The 16,829-nt window shown below is 72.0% G+C and carries 14 protein-coding genes; 8 read left to right on the forward strand and 6 right to left on the reverse strand.

Going from position 1 to position 16,829, the window contains the following annotated elements; translation table 11 throughout:
* Window positions 1-196 precede the first annotated feature (196 nt).
* The 5 genes from ACY34K_RS13160 (at window position 197) to ACY34K_RS13180 (ending at window position 6,446) form a co-directional block, all read left to right on the forward strand.
* Complete coding sequence (locus ACY34K_RS13160) at window positions 197-961, forward strand: IclR family transcriptional regulator (RefSeq protein ID WP_462746457.1); 765 nt, start codon at window positions 197-199, stop codon at window positions 959-961.
* 234 nt (window positions 962-1,195) lie between these two features.
* Window positions 1,196-1,987, forward strand: coding sequence for an MIP/aquaporin family protein (locus ACY34K_RS13165; RefSeq protein ID WP_462746458.1), 792 nt, complete (start codon window positions 1,196-1,198; stop codon window positions 1,985-1,987).
* Between the two features lie 32 nt (window positions 1,988-2,019).
* On the forward strand, window positions 2,020-3,546 hold the full coding sequence (gene glpK / locus ACY34K_RS13170; protein ID WP_462746459.1) for a glycerol kinase GlpK: 1,527 nt from the start codon (window positions 2,020-2,022) through the stop codon (window positions 3,544-3,546).
* Window positions 3,547-3,552: 6 nt separating this feature from the next.
* Complete coding sequence (locus ACY34K_RS13175) at window positions 3,553-5,163, forward strand: glycerol-3-phosphate dehydrogenase/oxidase (protein ID WP_462746460.1); 1,611 nt, start codon at window positions 3,553-3,555, stop codon at window positions 5,161-5,163.
* Window positions 5,164-5,402: 239 nt separating this feature from the next.
* Window positions 5,403-6,446, forward strand: a complete 1,044-nt coding sequence (locus ACY34K_RS13180) for a PAC2 family protein (protein WP_462746461.1) — start codon at window positions 5,403-5,405, stop codon at window positions 6,444-6,446.
* A gap of 60 nt (window positions 6,447-6,506) precedes the next feature.
* On the opposite strand, the gene mshC is transcribed toward ACY34K_RS13180, so the two are convergent.
* From mshC to ACY34K_RS13200, 4 genes are all read right to left on the reverse strand, one after another.
* Complete coding sequence (gene mshC / locus ACY34K_RS13185) at window positions 6,507-7,736, reverse strand: cysteine--1-D-myo-inosityl 2-amino-2-deoxy-alpha-D-glucopyranoside ligase (protein ID WP_462746463.1); 1,230 nt, start codon at window positions 7,734-7,736, stop codon at window positions 6,507-6,509.
* Between the two features lie 120 nt (window positions 7,737-7,856).
* The gene (locus ACY34K_RS13190; protein WP_462746464.1) at window positions 7,857-8,684 is read right to left on the reverse strand and encodes an SCO1664 family protein; all 828 of its coding nucleotides are present in this window, start codon (window positions 8,682-8,684) and stop codon (window positions 7,857-7,859) included.
* The gene (locus ACY34K_RS13195; RefSeq protein WP_462746465.1) at window positions 8,648-9,238 is read right to left on the reverse strand and encodes a DUF3090 domain-containing protein; all 591 of its coding nucleotides are present in this window, start codon (window positions 9,236-9,238) and stop codon (window positions 8,648-8,650) included. The genes ACY34K_RS13190 and ACY34K_RS13195 overlap by 37 nt, the downstream gene beginning before the upstream one ends.
* 74 nt (window positions 9,239-9,312) lie before the next feature.
* A complete protein-coding gene (locus ACY34K_RS13200) occupies window positions 9,313-9,999 on the reverse strand; it encodes a histidine phosphatase family protein (protein WP_462746466.1) in 687 nt (228 codons plus the stop codon).
* A 125-nt stretch (window positions 10,000-10,124) separates the two neighbouring features.
* On the opposite strand from ACY34K_RS13200, the gene corA reads away from it, so the two are divergent.
* Window positions 10,125-11,117: a magnesium/cobalt transporter CorA gene (gene corA / locus ACY34K_RS13205; RefSeq protein ID WP_462746544.1), complete on the forward strand. Its 993-nt coding sequence runs from the start codon at window positions 10,125-10,127 to the stop codon at window positions 11,115-11,117.
* 21 nt (window positions 11,118-11,138) lie between these two features.
* On the opposite strand, the gene ACY34K_RS13210 is transcribed toward corA, so the two are convergent.
* Window positions 11,139-11,924 carry a ferritin-like domain-containing protein gene (locus ACY34K_RS13210; RefSeq protein ID WP_462746467.1) on the reverse strand — a complete coding sequence of 262 codons (786 nt, stop codon included), beginning with the start codon at window positions 11,922-11,924 and terminating at the stop codon, window positions 11,139-11,141.
* Between the two features lie 275 nt (window positions 11,925-12,199).
* A complete protein-coding gene (locus ACY34K_RS13215) occupies window positions 12,200-13,252 on the reverse strand; it encodes an LLM class F420-dependent oxidoreductase (protein WP_462746545.1) in 1,053 nt (350 codons plus the stop codon).
* A 174-nt stretch (window positions 13,253-13,426) separates the two neighbouring features.
* Here ACY34K_RS13215 and ACY34K_RS13220 point away from each other — a divergent pair, with 174 nt between their 5' ends.
* Window positions 13,427-14,410, forward strand: a complete 984-nt coding sequence (locus tag ACY34K_RS13220) for an aldo/keto reductase (RefSeq protein ID WP_462746469.1) — start codon at window positions 13,427-13,429, stop codon at window positions 14,408-14,410.
* Complete coding sequence (locus ACY34K_RS13225) at window positions 14,407-16,815, forward strand: helix-hairpin-helix domain-containing protein (protein ID WP_462746470.1); 2,409 nt, start codon at window positions 14,407-14,409, stop codon at window positions 16,813-16,815. The genes ACY34K_RS13220 and ACY34K_RS13225 overlap by 4 nt, the downstream gene beginning before the upstream one ends.
* The last annotated feature ends 14 nt before the right edge of the window (window positions 16,816-16,829 follow it).

Here is a 16,829-nt window from a genome sequence, read left to right on the forward strand (position 1 = left end):
GTCTTCGGTGAAGGCGCACCGGGCCAGAGTAACCACGTATCCCCCGGGGTGGACATCTTGTCCCAGGGGGCGGACGGCATCCTGTCCAGGGCGATTTTTCGGCCACGGCCTGTTTGTGGGTTCCCACGAGGTGGCTGAGGGTCGACAACGACCGATAGTGTTCAGCATTGTCGAACAATGGGAGAAGGGCCGGGCGATGGCGAAGAACATCCAGTCGCTTGAACGGGCGGCGGCGATGCTGCGACTGCTCGCGGGCGGGGAGCGCCGGCTCGGACTGTCGGACATCGCGTCGTCGCTGGATCTGGCCAAGGGCACCGCACACGGCATCCTGCGCACCCTTCAGGCGGAGGGTTTCGTCGAACAGGATCCGGCGTCCGGGCGCTACCAGCTGGGGGCCGAGCTGCTGCGGCTCGGGAACAGCTACCTCGATGTGCACGAGCTGCGGGCGCGCGCCCTGGTCTGGACGGACGACCTGGCCCGCTCCAGCGGAGAGAGCGTCCACCTGGGCGTGCTGCACCAGCAGGGCGTGCTGGTGATCCACCATGTCTTCCGCCCGGACGACAGCCGTCAGGTGCTGGAGGTCGGGGCCATGCAGCCGCTGCACTCCACGGCCCTGGGCAAGGTGCTGTCCGCGTACGACCCGGTGGCGCACACGGAGGCCGTGGAGGGCGACCGCAAGCCGTTCACCCCGCGCACCGTCACCGACCTGGGGGACTTCGAGTCGGTCCTCGACATGACGCGTGCGCGCGGCTGGGCGGCGGACGTCGAGGAGACCTGGGAGGGCGTGGCGTCGGTCGCCGCGCCGATCCACGACCGCCGCAGGATGCCGGTCGGCGCGGTGGCCATCACGGGCGCGGTGGAACGCGTCTGCAACGGCGGGGAGCTCCGTTCGGAGCTGGTCGCGGCGGTGCGGGACTGCGCCCGCGCGGTCTCCCGCGACCTCGGCGCCGGGCGCTTCTGACGCCCCCGGCGCATCATCGGTAACGAACGCATTTCGGCCAACAGAACCCTTGACGCCACGTTTACCAGGGAGCAAAACTGCCGTTCACCGGTCGACATTGTCGAACACCTAACGGCAATACGCGCTAGAGTGTGACAACGCCAGAGGCCGGTTTCGCTCTCACCCCCGAGGGCGCGGACCACCGGAGGGACCCGGTGTCCGCCTTCCCCTGGACGAAGGACAAAGGAGTCGCGGGTGTCCAGCTCCGACATCTTCATCGGCGAGATCATTGGTACCGCCGTACTCATCCTGCTCGGCGGTGGCGTCGTCGCCGCCGTTGTACTCAAGCGCTCTAAGGCTCAGAACGCCGGCTGGCTCGCCATCACCTTCGGGTGGGGCTTCGCCGTTCTGACCGCGGTCTACATGACGGGGACGCTCTCCGGAGCGCACCTCAACCCGGCCGTCACGGTCGGTATCGCGATCAAGGACGGGGAGTGGAAAAACGTTCCCGTCTACCTTGCGGGACAGCTTCTCGGTGCCATGATCGGCGCCGCGCTGGTCTGGATCGCCTACTACGGCCAGTTCCAGGCGCACCTGACCGATCGCGAGATCATCGGCGACCCTGCGGAGAAGGCCGTCGAGGGTCCGCACGACGAGGCCAAGAGCAACGCCGGCCCGGTCCTCGGCGTCTTCTCCACCGGCCCTGAGATCCGGAACGTCTGGCAGAACCTCGCCACCGAGATCATCGGCACGCTCGTGCTCGTCCTGGCCGTGCTCACGCAGGGCCTGAACGACAGCGGCAAGGGCCTCGGCGTCGTCGGCGGTCTGATGGTCGCCCTCGTGGTGGTCGGCATCGGTCTGTCTCTCGGCGGGCCGACCGGTTACGCCATCAACCCGGCCCGTGACCTGGGACCGCGCATCGTGCACGCCCTCCTCCCGCTGCCGAACAAGGGCGGCTCCGACTGGGGCTACGCCTGGATCCCCGTGGTCGGTCCGCTGATCGGCGCGGCCGCCGCCGCGGGTATTTACAACATCGCGTTCGCCTAAGCCGTCCTTCTTACAGACTTCCGGGAGCAACCGTGACCGACGCACACACCACCGGCCCGTTCATCGCGGCCATCGACCAGGGCACCACCTCCAGCCGCTGCATCGTCTTCGACAAGGACGGCCGGATCGTCTCCGTCGACCAGAAGGAGCACGAGCAGATCTTCCCGAAGCCGGGCTGGGTCGAGCACAACGCCGCCGAGATCTGGACGAACGTCCAGGAGGTCGTGGCGGGCGCCATCGAGAAGGCCGGCATCACCGCCGCCGACGTCAAGGCCATCGGCATCACCAACCAGCGCGAGACCACGCTGCTCTGGGACAAGCACACCGGTGAGCCCGTCCACAACGCGATCGTCTGGCAGGACACCCGTACCGACGCCCTGTGCAAGGAGCTCGGGCGGAACGTCGGCCAGGACCGCTTCCGCCGGGAGACCGGTCTGCCGCTCGCGTCCTACTTCGCCGGTCCCAAGGTCCGCTGGCTGCTGGACAACGTCGAGGGGCTGCGCGAGCGCGCCGAGCGCGGCGACATCCTCTTCGGCACCATGGACTCCTGGGTCATCTGGAACCTGACGGGCGGTGTCGACGGCGGTCACCACGTCACCGACGTCACCAATGCCTCCCGCACCATGCTGATGAACCTCCACAGCATGGAGTGGGACCAGAAGATCCTGGAATCGATGGAGGTCCCGGCGGCCGTGCTGCCGGAGATCCGGTCCTCCGCCGAGGTGTACGGCCACGTCAAGGGCGGCATCCTCGACGGCGTCCCGGTCGCCTCCGCCCTGGGCGACCAGCAGGCGGCCCTGTTCGGCCAGACCTGCTTCTCCGAGGGTGAGGCCAAGTCCACCTACGGCACCGGTACCTTCCTGCTGCTGAACACCGGCGAGAAGGTCATCAACAGCTACTCGGGCCTCATCACCACCGTCGGTTACAAGATCGGCGACCAGGCCCCGGTGTACGCCCTGGAAGGCTCCATCGCCGTCACCGGCTCGCTGGTGCAGTGGATGCGCGACCAGATGGGCCTGATCAACTCGGCCGCCGAGATCGAGACGCTCGCGTCGTCGGTCGACGACAACGGCGGCGCGTACTTCGTACCGGCCTTCTCGGGCCTGTTCGCCCCGTACTGGCGCTCCGACGCCCGCGGTGTGATCGCCGGCCTGACCCGGTACGTCACCAAGGCGCACATCGCGCGCGCCGTGCTCGAGGCCACCGCCTGGCAGACCCGCGAGATCACCGACGCCATGACGAAGGACTCCGGCGTCGAGCTCGCGGCACTCAAGGTCGACGGCGGCATGACCTCCAACAACCTGCTGATGCAGACCCTCTCGGACTTCCTGGACGCGCCCGTGGTGCGGCCGATGGTCGCCGAGACGACCTGCCTCGGCGCCGCCTACGCCGCCGGTCTGGCCGTCGGCTTCTGGCCGGACACCGACGCGCTGCGCGCCAACTGGCGCAGGGCCGCCGAGTGGACCCCCCGCATGGACGCTGACAAGCGTGACAGCGAGTACAAGAACTGGCTCAAGGCCGTCGAGCGGACCATGGGCTGGATCGAGGACGAGGAGTAATTCGACATGACCACCCTGCAGAGCGTCCCCACCCTTGGGACGCACCCGGCTGCCGGTTCCCTGCCGAGCCGTGCCGAGACGCGGGAGCAGCTCTCCAAGGCCACCTACGACCTCCTGGTGATCGGCGGCGGCATCCTGGGTATCTCGACGGCCTGGCACGCCGCGCAGTCCGGGCTGCGGGTGGCCCTGGTGGACGCCGGCGACTTCGCCGGCGCCACCTCCTCCGCCTCCTCCAAGCTGCTCCACGGCGGGCTGCGCTACCTGCAGACCGGCGCGGTGAAGCTGGTGGCGGAGAACCACTTCGAGCGCCGTGCGGTCTCCCGCCAGGTCGCCCCGCACCTGGCCAACCCGCTGACCTTCTACCTGCCGGTCTACAAGGGCGGGCCGCACGGCGCCGCGAAGCTCGGCGCGGGTGTCTTCGCCTACTCGGCGCTCTCGGCGTTCGGTGACGGCGTCGGCCACCTGCTCAGCCCCTCCAAGGCCGCACAGGACGTGCCCGAGCTGCGCACCGAGAACCTGAAGGCCGTCGCCGTCTACGGCGACGACCAGATGAACGACGCGCGCATGGCCCTCATGACGGTCCGTGCCACGGTCGAGGCGGGCGCCACCGTCCTCAACCACGCCGAGGTCACCGGCCTGCGCTTCACCAAGGGCCGGGTCACCGGCGCGGACCTCAGGGACCGCACCACCGGCGACGAGTTCGGCGTCGACGCCCGTCTCGTGCTCAACGCCACCGGACCCTGGGTCGATCACCTGCGCCGGATGGAGGACCCGAACGCGGCCCCGTCCATCCGCCTCTCCAAGGGCGCGCACCTCGTCCTGAAGCGCACCTCCCCCTGGAAGGCCGCGCTCGCCACCCCGATCGACAAGTACCGCATCACCTTCGCCCTCCCCTGGGAGGACATGCTGCTGCTCGGTACGACCGACGAGGAGTACGAGGGCGACCCGGGCGAGGTCGCGGTCAACGAGAAGGACATCACCCAGATCCTGGACGAGGCCGCGTTCTCCATCCGCGACCAGCAGCTGTCCCGCGACCTGATCACCTACTCCTTCGCCGGTCTGCGGGTGCTGCCGGGCGGTCCCGGCGACACCTCCAAGGCCAAGCGCGAGACGGTCGTGACCGAGGGCCGCGGCGGCATGCTGTCGGTGGCCGGCGGCAAGTGGACGACCTTCCGCCACATCGGCCGCACGGTGATGAACAAGCTGGCGTCCCTGCCCGGCCGCCCGCTGGGCGAGGACATGGAGCCGATCGCCTCGCTGCCCAAGAAGCTCCCGCTCCCCGGCATAGCCAACCCCAACGCGGTCGCCCACCGGCTGCTGGTCGACGGTGGCACGCCCGGCCCGCGCATGGCCGCGGACACGGCCCGCCACCTGGCCACGCACTACGGCTCGCTCTCGTTCGACATCGCCCGCCTGGCGAACGACAACCCGGAGCTGGCCGAGCGCATCCACCCGGACGCGCCGGAGATCTGGGCGCAGGTCGCCTACGCCCGGGACCACGAGTGGGCCGAGACGGCGGACGACGTGCTGCGCCGCCGTACGACCCTGACGATCCGCGGTCTCGCGACCGACGACATCCGCACCAGGGTCGAGGACATGCTGGGCAAGAAGGCCTGACGCCGCGCGGCACGGACAGGTCCGCAGGGCGGCTCCCGGACGGGGGCCGCCCTCGCCGTGTTCCCCAACTGGGTGCGCGGCGGCCCGCCCTGTCGGTGTTTCCGGTGTTCGGCCTGGGTAGTCGGTCGGGGTCGGCGGACCTTCCCCAAGAGCACTCGGACGTGTACAGGGGCTGCGGGAGGGAGCTCGGCAAGCCGTAAGGTTGGTTCGTACGCACGGAACTTCGGAAGGAGGCCTGGGTGATCGAGCTCGAGGGGGTTCCCGAGCTGATCGACCCGGTCATGGTGGCCGCGTTCGAGGGCTGGAACGACGCCGGCGACGCCGCCTCCACCGCGGTCGCGCACCTGGACAGGGAATGGAAGGGCGAGGTCTTCGCGGCGCTCGACGCCGAGGACTACTACGACTTCCAGGTCAACCGGCCCACGGTGTTCCTGGACGGCGGGGTACGGAAGATCACCTGGCCCACCACCCGGCTCTCCGTGGTGCGGGTCGGCGGCGAGAAGCCGCGGGACCTGGTGCTGGTCCGCGGCATCGAGCCGTCCATGCGCTGGCGCTCGTTCTGCAACGAGATCCTGGGCTTCGCGCACGAGCTGGGCGTGGAGATGGTGGTGATCCTGGGCGCGCTGCTCGGTGACACCCCGCACACCCGGCCGGTGCCGGTCAGCGGCGTCACGTCCGACCCGGACCTGGCGCGCACCATGGACCTGGAGGAGACCCGGTACGAAGGCCCGACGGGCATCGTCGGCATCCTTCAGGAGGCCTGCACGCACGCGGGTGTACCGGCGGTGAGCCTGTGGGCCGCGGTGCCGCACTACGTGTCGCAGCCGCCCAACCCCAAGGCGACGCTGGCCCTCCTCAACCGGCTGGAGGACCTGATCGATCTGCGCATCCCGCTCGGTGAGCTGGCCGAGGACGCCCGCGCCTGGCAGGTGGGGGTGGACCAGCTCGCGTCCGAGGACAGCGAGGTGGCGGAGTACGTGCAGACGCTGGAGGAGGCGCGGGACACCGCGGAGCTCCCGGAGGCGTCCGGCGAGGCCATCGCCCGGGAGTTCGAGCGGTATCTGCGGCGGCGGGACGGCGGGCCGGGTGGTACGCCGGGTGCCGGGTCCGGGCCGGGGCACGCCACGGACCTCGGGGACGGCTCCTATCTGCGGGACACGTCGAGCGGCCGGACGCGGCCGCCGAAGCCGTCCAGGCCGGGCCAGGAGCCCGGCTCCGAGCCGGAGGCCGACTCCGGCGAGGACGACGGCCCCCCGGGACCCTCGGGATCTGCAGGCGAGTGAGAAACGGGGCGGTACCGGAATCGGTACCGCCCCGCTTCGTGGCCCGGGTGGGCGCATGGGCTAGAGGGCCACGCCGAGCAGTGCGTCGACGGTGCGGGAGACGAGGCCGGGCGCGCTCTCGTCCGTGCCGCCCGCGGACTCCTGGGCCGCGGCCCAGCGGTCCACGGCCGCGAGGGCTGCCGGGGCGTCCAGGTCGTCCGCCAGGGCCTCGCGGACCTCTTCGAGGAGCGCGTCGGCGGACGGCCCGTCGGGGCGGGAGACGGCGGCGCGCCAGCGTCCGAGCCGCTCCACGGCGTCCTCCAGCACCTGGTCCGTCCACTCCCAGTCGGCACGGTAGTGGTGCGAGAGCAGGGCGAGGCGGACGGCGGCCGGGTCGACGCCCTGGCGCCGCAGCGCGGAGACGAAGACCAGGTTGCCCTTGGACTTGGACATCTTCTCGCCGTGCAGGGCGACCATTCCGGCGTGCACATAGGCCTTGGCGAAGGGGTGTTCGCCGGTGAGCGCCTGGGCGTGCGAGGCGCCCATCTCGTGGTGCGGGAAGACCAGGTCGGAACCGCCGCCCTGGACGTCGAAGCCCATGCCGAAGTGGTCGAGGGCGATGGCGACGCACTCGATGTGCCAGCCGGGCCGCCCGGGGCCGAGGGTGCCGCCGTCCCAGCTGGGCTCGCCCTCACGGGCGGCCATCCAGAGCATCGGGTCGAGCGGGTTCTTCTTGCCGGGGCGGTCGGGGTCGCCGCCGCGCTCGGCGGACAGGCGCCGCATGAGCTCGGTGTCGTAGTGCGAGACCTCGCCGAAGTGCGGGTCGGACTCGACGGAGAAGTAGACGTCGCCCTCGAGTTCGTAGGCGGCGCCCGCGTCCCGGAGCCGTTCGACGAGCGGGACGATGCCGGGTATCGACTCCACGGCGCCGATGTAATGCTGCGGCGGCAGCATCCGCAGGGCGGTCATGTCCTCGCGGAACAGGGCGGTCTCCCGCTCGGCGAGCCGGGTCCAGTCGATGCCGTCACGCTCGGCCCGCTCCAGCAGCGGATCGTCCACGTCGGTGACGTTCTGGACGTAGTGAACCTGCCGCTTGGTGTCGAGCCACACGCGCTGAACGAGGTCGAACGCGTTGTAGGTCGCCGCGTGACCCATGTGGGTCGCGTCGTACGGTGTGATGCCGCAGACGTAGATACGGGCGACAGGACCGGGGGCGAGGGTCACTCGGCCACCGGTGGCGGTGTCGTGGATCCGGAGGTCGCGGCCCTTGCCGGGCAGGGCGGGGACCTCAGAAGCGGGCCAGGCATACATGCCACGAGCGTAACCGGACGCCTGTTCCGGATACGAACCGGATGCAAGATCATGACCGAATAGGCGCTCTTGCGCGAGGGGCTTCGACGTGCATCGGAACGGCGTGCCCTGAGGGCTCCGTCAGACCGGTGGCCAGGGGATCGCGGGCCACCGTCCCGAGGGTTCGGGGTGGCGGCCCGACGCGCGCAGGGCCTCGACCCGGTCCCTCAGCGCCGTCACCTCCGCCGGGGTGATGAGCTCCGCCAGGCGGGTGGCGAGCGGACCGCCCGGTGCCAGCGTTCCGGCCAGCCGGCCCAGCACGTCCAGGGCCTCCGCGGGCAGGGCTTCGCCCGCCCAGCCCCACAGCAGCGTGCGCAGCTTGTCGTCGACGTTGAAGGTGACGCCGTGGTCGATGGCGTACAGCCGGCCGTCCGGCGACGGCAGGAGGTGGCCGCCCTTGCGGTCCCCGTTGTTGATCACCGCGTCGAGGACGGCGAGCCGGCGCAGCCGTTCGTCGTCGGCGTGCACGAGCAGCGCCGTGCGGTCCTCGCCGACCTCGGCCAGGCCGACGGCCTTCCACCCGGCCCCCGGCTCGTCCTCGTCGACGAGCGCCAGCAGGGACGCCGCGGGGTCGCCCTCGACCCACAGCTGGACCATGCCCAGGCCGTAGGGCCCGTCCCGCAGCACCGTCGGCGGGACCAGGCTCCAGCCGGTCGCCTCCGACACCTCGTAGGCAGCGACCTCCCGCTGCGCCAGGGTGCCGTCGGGGAAGTCCCACAGCGGCCGCTCGCCGGCCACGGGTTTGTACACGCACTCGGCCTGTTCGCCCTCGTACGCGACCGTGCAGAACAGCACCGCATTGGACGCCTCGGGGATCCGGCCCTGCACCGTCAGCTCGCCCTTGGCGAGCAGATCGATCGGCTCCACGGGTGTCAGGCGCCCCTGCGGTATCCGTTCTGGCGCGGGCATACGTGTCCTTCCGGATCGAGCGGCAGGCTGCACAACGGGCACGGCGGGCGGCCCGCGTTGACCACGTCCAGCGCGCGTTTGGCGAAGGCCCGCGCCTGGGCGCCGGTCAGCCGGACGCGCAGCATCGGCGGGCCGTTCTCCTCGTCCTGCAGCAGCCGCTCCTCGGCCTCGGCGAGGTCCTCCTCGGAGTCCGCGTCGAGTTCGACGAGCGCCTGCGCCTCGACGATCATGCGCTGTTCCTCGCCGTCCCAGGCCAGCGCCATGGTGCCGACCCGGAACTCCTCCTCCACGGGGGCGTCGAGCGGTGCGGTGTCCGCGATGTCGGAGGGGGCGACCGCCGGCACCGGGGCGTTGCCGCCGGTACGCCGCACGACCTCGTCGAGCAGCTCGTCGATCCGCTCGGCGAGCGCGGCCACCTGGGTCTTCTCCAGCGCGACGCTGGTGATCCGGCCCCCGGCGGACGCCTGCAGGAAGAACGTACGGCGGCCAGGCAGCCCGACCGTGCCGGCCACGAAGCGCTCCGGTGGGTCATAGAGGAACACCTGACGGGACACGTTCCCTCTCCCTTGAATCCTTGTATCTCGGTTCGGACGGCGCTACGGCCTGTCCACCCTACTGTGCGGAGCGATCACGGTGCGCCCGCGCCGCCCCCCACCTCGGCCGCCCCGCCACCGGCGTCCTCGCGGGGCATCAGGGCGCCGAAGTCGCCCGTGTCGCCGAGTCGTACGAGGAAGGGCCGCAGTCGTGTGTAACGGATCGCTGTCACGGAACACGGTTCGACATGGATCCGCTGGAAGAGATCGAGATGCATGCCGAGAGCGTCGGCCACGACGGACTTGATGACGTCGCCGTGCGAACACATCAGGAAGACCGCGTTCTCCCCGTGTTCGGCGTCCACGCGCGCGTTCCACTCCCGTACGGCGTCGACGGAGCGGGCCTGCATGGCACGCATCGACTCGCCGCCGGGGAAGGCCGCGGCCGACGCGTGCTGCTGGACCACCTCCATGAGCGGCTCGTCGGCGAGCTCGGCGAGTTTGCGGCCCGACCAGTGGCCGTAGTGGCACTCGCCGATCCGGTCGTCGGTGTGCAGCTCGAGCCCGGGACGGGCCTCCAGCAGCGGCTGGAGGGTCTCCCGGCAGCGCTGGAGGGGGCTGGTGACGACGGCGGCGAGCGGTACTCCGGCGAGCCGCCCGGGGAGCGCGGCGGCCTGGGCGGCCCCGCGCTCGTCGAGTCCGACGCCGGGGGTCCAGCCCGCGAGCACCCCGGCGGTGTTGGCGGTGGAACGTCCGTGCCGTACGAGGATCAACGTGGCCATGTCTGCCAGCCTAGGGCCTGTCCTTCGGATCGGGCCGTGCCCGGCCTCCCGGGAGCGGGCCCCGGGGCTGTTTCCATGGACGGAGTGGGGGCTCGCACGTGCAAGGCCGCCGGGGCCGGGGAAGGATACGCGCCGTGATCGTGGACTGTGCCATCTACCGGGACGGGCGCCGCAGTGAGGGCCCGTCCGACTTCTCGGACGCCCTCGACGAGGCGCGGGCCACGGGCGACGCGTTCCTCTGGGTCGGGCTGCACGAGCCGACGGAGGCGGAGTTCGACCACGTCTCGGAGGAGTTCGGGCTGCACCCGCTGGCGGTGGAGGACGCGCTCAAGGCTCATCAGCGGCCGAAGCTGGAGGTGTACGACGACTCGCTCTTCATGGTCCTCAAGCCGGTGCTGTACGAGCCGAGCAGCGACACCGTCTCCACCGGCGAACTGATGGTGTTCGTGGGCGATTCGTTCGTCGTGACGGTGCGGCACGGCGAGGGCGCGCCGCTGGCGGCGGTGCGGCGCCGGCTGGAGGCCGAGCCGGAGGTGCTCCGGCACGGACCGACGTCCGTGCTGTACGCGATCAGCGACGCCGTCGTGGACCACTACATCGAGGTGGCGGCCGAGCTCCAGGTCGACCTGGAGGAGATGGAGGCGGAGGTCTTCCAGCCGACGGGCAGCGATGCGAAGAACACCGCCGCACGGATCTACACGTTCAAGCGCCAGGTGCTGGAGTTCCGGCGGGCCACGAGCCCGCTGGCCGCGCCGATGGACCGGCTGGCGGCCGCGGGGGTGCCGTTCGTCGACGAGCACTCGCGGCCGTTCTTCCGGGATGTCAGCGACCATCTGATCCGTGCCACGGAGCAGGTCGAGGGGCTCGACCGGCTGCTGTCCGACATCCTGTCGGCGCATCTGGCGCAGATGGGGGTGCGGCAGAACGACGACATGCGGAAGATCTCGGCGTGGGCGGCCATGGCCGCGGTGCCCACGATGGTCGCGGGCATCTACGGCATGAACTTCGACCACATGTGGGAGCTGCACCAGGAGTGGGGCTACCCGGCGGTGGTCGTCCTGATGGCGGTGGTGGTGATGGGCCTGTTCCGGCTGTTCAAGCGCCGGGGCTGGCTGTAGTGCCCGGATCCTCGCCCCCGGTCAGATCGCCGTGACGGGCTCGGCCGGTCCGCCGAGCGCGTTGCGCCGCTCCGGCATCTTGAGGTCGACCATGCGCCGCCAGCCGCCCGCGCGTTCATAGGCGTACATGGCGCGGATTCCGGCGGCCAGGACGACCGACTTGGCCTTGGGCCACTTCAGGATGCGGCCCATGTGCTCCATGACGGCGAGGCTGACGTCACGGTAGACCGCGATCTCGGCGAGGGCGCAGTCGCGGAGGGTCCGCTGGATGAGGCGGCCGTTCCCGGCGTGGGCGAGGCGCAGCAGTTCCTCGTGGCAGTAGGCGAGGTGGTTGTCCTCGTCGTTGCAGATCATCCTGATGGCCTTGCCGACTTCGGGGTGGTTGCCGAAGTGCTTCACGAGCATGTCCATCTGGTCCGCGGCGCGCTGTTCGGTGACCCGGCTGTGCGAGAGGTAGACGAGGATGTCCTCCTCGCTGAGCGCCTGGTCGCGGCGGAGCTTCTCGTGGGTCAGGCCGATGCCGTTCTTCTCCAGCAGCATCGTGTAGTCGGTCTCGGGCGGGACGGGCACCGGCTCCAGGCCGCGCTTCTTGAGCAGGGCGTTGAAGATCCGGCCGTGCTTGTCCTCGTCGGCGCCGTGCCGGGTGATCTTGGGGGCGAGTTCCTGCATGGTCCCGGGGACCAGGGCGGCGATCCGGGCGTTCTCCCACCCGCCCTGGGCCTCGCCGCTCGCGGCGATGGAACAGAACAGCTGGTAGGAGTCGTCGTTGTCGACGATCTCCTGGAACAGGCTTCGGGCCGAAAGCATCACTGCCACCTCCATGCGCGGTCCACGCTGCGCGTCCGGATGTCCGCACATCCGCAAAGAACGAGTCAAATGCGGCATGGCGGACGTGGCAACAGCTGAACCGCACAACTCCGCCAAAAGGGGGAGCGCGAAGGGGTGGCGGGGAGAACGGAGGTGCCACCGCACCCCGGGGCGTGCGGCCCGTAACCGACCGGGCCCGCGGCGCGTTGTGCAGCGTGACGGCCGTGGCGGGGATGACCCCGAGCCCCCACCACGGCCGCAGGCATGTGTACGGGCTAGTCCACGAGGCCGGCCCGCTCCAGGGCCTCGGTGCCGGCCCGGAGCGCGGCGATCCGCTCGTCGAGCGTGAAGCCGGCCGGGGCCAGGGTCAGGGTGGTGACGCCGACCGCGGCGTAGGCCTGCATCCGCTCGGCGATCCGCTCCACGGAGCCGAGCAGCGCCGTCTGGTCGATCAGCTGAGAGGGGACGGCTGCCGCCGCGCCGTTCTTGTCGCCGGACAGGTACTTCTCCTGGATCTCGGCGGCTTCCTTCTCGTAGCCCATGCGCTGGGCGAGCTGGTTGTAGAAGTTCTGCTTGCGGCTGCCCATGCCGCCGACGTACAGCGCGGTGTACGGGCGGAACATGTCGGCGAGCGCGTTGACGTCGTCGCCGAGGGCCAGCGGCACGGTCGGGCAGACGTCGAAGCCGTCCATGGTCCGTCCGGCCTTCTCACGGCCCGCGCGGATGTGGCGGAGGGCCGTCTCCTCCAGGTGCTCGGCGGAGGGGAAGATCAGCAGGGCGCCGTCGGCGATCTCGCCGGTCTGCTCCAGGTTCTTGGGGCCGATCGCCGCGATGTAGAGCGGGATGTGCTCGCGCTGCGGGTGGACGGTCAGCTTGATCGGCTTGCCCGGGCCGCCGGGCAGCGGCAGGGTCCAGTGCTCGCCGTCGTGGGTGAGGCGCTCGCGGGACATCGCCTTGCGCACGATCTCGACGTATTCCCGGGTGCGGGCCAGCGGCTTGTCGAACTTGACGCCGTACCAGCCCTCGGAGACCTGGGGGCCGGAGACGCCGAGGCCGAGGCGGAAGCGGCCGCCGGAGAGCGAGTCGAGGGTGGCGGCCGTCATCGCGGTCATGGCGGGCTGCCGCGCCGGGATCTGCATGATCGCGGAGCCGATGTCGATGCTCTCGGTCTGCGCGGCGACCCAGGACAGGACGGTTGGGGCGTCGGAGCCGTAGGCCTCGGCGGCCCAGCACACGTCGTAACCGAGGCGGTCCGCCTCCTGGGCGACGGCGAGGTTGTCCCCGTCCATGCCCGCGCCCCAGTAACCGAGGTTGATGCCGAGCCGCATGCCGGTCCCCTTACTCATCGACTCACATACTGATCAGTAACGTCTTGGGCGGACTCTAGCGCGCGGGCGGGGGATCCGGCAGGGGGGCTTCCGCGGGGCGGCCGCATCGTGCGCTCGTGGCAGGTTGTCCACAGGCTCTCTGCGCGTGGGCCTCTGGCCAGTAATCTCGCGCCCATGGAGCAGAGGCATCTCGGCCGCACCGGCCTGCGTGTGTCCCGGATCGGGCTCGGCACCCTCACCTGGGGCCGGGACACCGACGAGCACGACGCCGCGGACCAGTTGAAGGTGTTCTGGGAAGCGGGCGGCACGCTGATCGACACGGCCGACGTGTACGGGGGCGGGGAGGCGGAGTATCTGCTCGGCCGGCTCGTGGAGCGCCTGGTGCCCCGGCGCGAGCTGGTGCTGGCGACGAAGGCGGGCAGCGTGCCCGACCCGGACCGCCGGTTCGACGGGTCCCGGGGGCATCTGCTGGCGGCGCTGGACGCGTCACTCGCGCGCCTCGGCACGGACTACGTGGACCTGTGGCAGGTGCACGCCTTCGACCCGGGGACCCCGCTGGAGGAGACGCTCCAGGCACTGGACATAGCGGTGACGAGCGGCCGTGCGCGGTACGTCGGCGTGTCGAACTTCTGCGGGTGGCAGCTGGCCAAGGCGGCCACCTGGCAGCTCGCGGCGCCGGGCGTCCGGTCGCGGCTGGCGAGCACGCAGATGGAGTACTCCCTGCTCCAGCGGGGTGTGGAGCGCGAGGTGCTGCCCGCCGCGCTGGATCTGGACATCGGACTGCTGCCGTCGTCGCCGCTGGGGCGCGGCGTGCTGACGGGCAAGTACCGCAACGCCACGCCGGCCGACTCGCGCGGGGCGTCGGAGCAGTTGGCGCCGTTCGTCGAGCCGTACCTGGACGACGCGGCGAGCCGGATCGTGGACGCGGTGGTGACGGCGGCGGACGGCCTGGCGGCGACTCCGCTGCAGGTGGCGCTGGCGTGGGTGCGGGACCGGCCGGGCGTGGCGGCGCCGATCGTGGGGGCGCGCAACGCCAACCAGCTCGCGGCGGCGTTGTCAGTGGAGACCCTTAGTCTTCCTGACGAGATCCGTCGGGCGCTCGACGATGTGTCGGCGCCCGTGCACCGCTATCCCGACCAGGACTGGAGCACCCTGTGACCGCGCTTCCCCGGGGGGAGACCCCCGGCCCCTCGGCCGACGACCTGGACGCCGCCCCCGCCGCGGCCGCGGAGGACGCGGCAGTGGCCGGTCCCGCCGGCGCCCACGCGGGGCCGCCTGCCCCGGAGGAGCCGGCGGCCGTCGCGCACGACACCGGGGGCGAGGAGGAGTCCGTGCCCGGGGGCGGTGCCGCCGGCGCGTCATCGTCCGCCCGCTCCGCCGGGGACACCGCCGGCGCGGACGGGACGGACGCGGTGGCCGAAGGGGCCGCGGCCGACGCGGGCGCGGACGACGCGGACACGGACGACGCGGACACGGACGACGCGGACACGGACGACGCGGACACGGACGGCACGGACACGGACGACGCGGGCGCGGACGACGCGGACACTGACGGCGCGGTCTCCGAGGCGGAGGTCGAGCTGGCCGCGCAGCGGGAACTGCGGGAGCGGATCGAGCGGCGCAAGGCGGAGAAGGCCGGGCCCATCGAGGCCGGGACGAAACTCAGCGGACGGGCCGCCGACCTGCTCGCGGCGGTGCGCGCCGTGGAGAGCGGCGAGAAGTCCGGCGCCGCGTTCTTCGACTCCCCCGCCCCCGCGCCCCGCAAGGTGGTGCCCGCCCCTGCCCCCGCGCCCGCCGCCCCGCCGGTCCGCCCGGAGGGCACCCGGGCGCCGCGCGAGTCCGCCGCCCCGGAGACGGTCGCGGCCGTGCGGGCGGTGCTGGCCGAGGGCGGCGCGCCCGAGGCGCTCGCGGTGCCGGTGGCGACGGTCCTGGGTGAACCGGCGGCGGAGCTGCTGCGCGAGGACCCGTGGCAGCTGCTGTCGGTGAGCGGGGTGCGGCCGGAACAGGCGGACGGGTTCGCCCGGGCGCTGCTGGGCGCGGAGTGCGGGCCGGATGACTCCCGGCGGACGGCCGCGCTCATCACCTGGCTGCTCCAGCGCGCGGCGCTGCAGGGGCACACCGCGCTGGAGGTGGCGGCCGTGCGGAAGGCGCTGGCCGAGCGGTCGGTGCCGGACCCCGACGAGGCCGTGCAGGACGCCGTCGCCGAGGGCGTGGTGCTGGTCTTCCAGGACGGTCTGGACGAGACGGGCGAGGAGAACGAGGACGGCGAGCCGGGCGAGGAGGGAGCGGGCGGATCGGACGAGGCCGGTCCGGAGCGGCCCGGGGAGCCGGTGCCCGTGCTGCTGGGGCTCGACCGGTACGCGCTCGCGGAGGAGAGCCTGGCCGACGGTCTGGCCCGGCTCGCCAGAAGTGGACAGGACGACCGCTGGGAGAGCGCGGCCCCGGCCGAGCTGGCCCGGGCGGTGGCCGCCCACGGGCTGGTCGTGCACACGGGCGGCGAGGCGGCCCGGGCCGAGCCGGTCGCACTGGCCGAGGCGGCGCGCGGGCTGGGCCTGCGGGGCGTGGTGGCGGTGCACGGCGAGAACGGCCGGCGCAGGAGCGGTCCCGATGCCGTCACCGTGTCCGGGCTGCTCGCCGGGACGGCGGGTCCCGGCCGGGACGAGGACGGGGCACTGGCGCTCGATCTGCTGGTGGTGCTGGACGCGCCGCAGCTGGACGTCGAGACGGCCGCGATGCTCGTGGAGTCGCTCCCGGACGGCTGCCGCCTGGTGCTGAGCGGTGATCCTGGGGTGCTCGGGTCCGCGGGCGCGGGGCGGGTCTTCGGTGATCTGCTGGCGGCGAAGGTGTGCCCGCGGGTCGCGTCGCGGAAGCCTGATCCGGGGCCGATCGGCGAGCTGGTCTCCGGGATCGGCGCCGGGGAGCTGACCCAGGTCGAGGCACCGGGCAAGGAGGTCGTGATCGTCCCGGTGCGGGACGCCGGCGAGGCCGTGCACCGTACGGTCCAGCTGGTCGCCGACTCGGTGCCGCGGGCGATCGGGGTGCCCTCGGAGCAGACCCAGGTGATCACCGTCGGCCACGGCGGTTCCGCCGGCACCCGGGTGCTCAACGACGCCCTGAAGCGGCGGCTCAACCCCGGCCCGGGCCGCTTCGGAGGTTTCGACCCGGGCGACCGGGTGGCGTACGCGCCGGCACCGGGGAGGACCGTGCAGGGATCGGTGGTCTCCGCGGACGCGGACGGGCTGCACCTGGAGTGCGAGGGCGAGCGGGTCGTGGTCCCGAAGGGCCGGGTCGAGTCGGCGGTGCGCCACGGTTGGGCGCTCACCGCGCACCAGGCGGTCGGCATGCGCTGGCCGGCGGCTGTCGTGGTCCTCCCGGGCGACGCCGCGCAGGGCCTGAGCCGGCCGTGGGTCTACACCGCGTTCGGCCGCGGCGAGCGTCATCTGTCGGTCGTGCACGGGGTGGACCAGGCTCTCCCCCGGGCGGTCGCGACGGTCCCGGCGCCCGAGCGCACGACTCGTCTGCGCCCCCTGCTTGAGGCGCTTCTGGCCACCCCCGAGGACTGAGGGCCCGGTCCGGC

This window comes from Streptomyces sp. STAM6 (genome assembly GCF_054963715.1).

What these genes read in the sequence shown, in the direction of transcription:
- mshC (WP_462746463.1), bottom strand. Translation starts at nt 7,736, where the DNA reads ATGTATGCCTGGCCCGCTTCTGAGGTCCCCGCCCTGCCCGGCAAGGGC.
- ACY34K_RS13160 (WP_462746457.1), top strand. Translation starts at nt 197, where the DNA reads ATGGCGAAGAACATCCAGTCGCTTGAACGGGCGGCGGCGATGCTGCGA.
- ACY34K_RS13200 (WP_462746466.1), bottom strand. Translation starts at nt 9,999, where the DNA reads ATGGCCACGTTGATCCTCGTACGGCACGGACGTTCCACCGCCAACACC.
- ACY34K_RS13175 (WP_462746460.1), top strand. Translation starts at nt 3,553, where the DNA reads ATGACCACCCTGCAGAGCGTCCCCACCCTTGGGACGCACCCGGCTGCC.
- ACY34K_RS13210 (WP_462746467.1), bottom strand. Translation starts at nt 11,924, where the DNA reads ATGCTTTCGGCCCGAAGCCTGTTCCAGGAGATCGTCGACAACGACGAC.
- ACY34K_RS13220 (WP_462746469.1), top strand. Translation starts at nt 13,427, where the DNA reads ATGGAGCAGAGGCATCTCGGCCGCACCGGCCTGCGTGTGTCCCGGATC.
- ACY34K_RS13190 (WP_462746464.1), bottom strand. Translation starts at nt 8,684, where the DNA reads ATGCCCGCGCCAGAACGGATACCGCAGGGGCGCCTGACACCCGTGGAG.
- ACY34K_RS13215 (WP_462746545.1), bottom strand. Translation starts at nt 13,252, where the DNA reads ATGCGGCTCGGCATCAACCTCGGTTACTGGGGCGCGGGCATGGACGGG.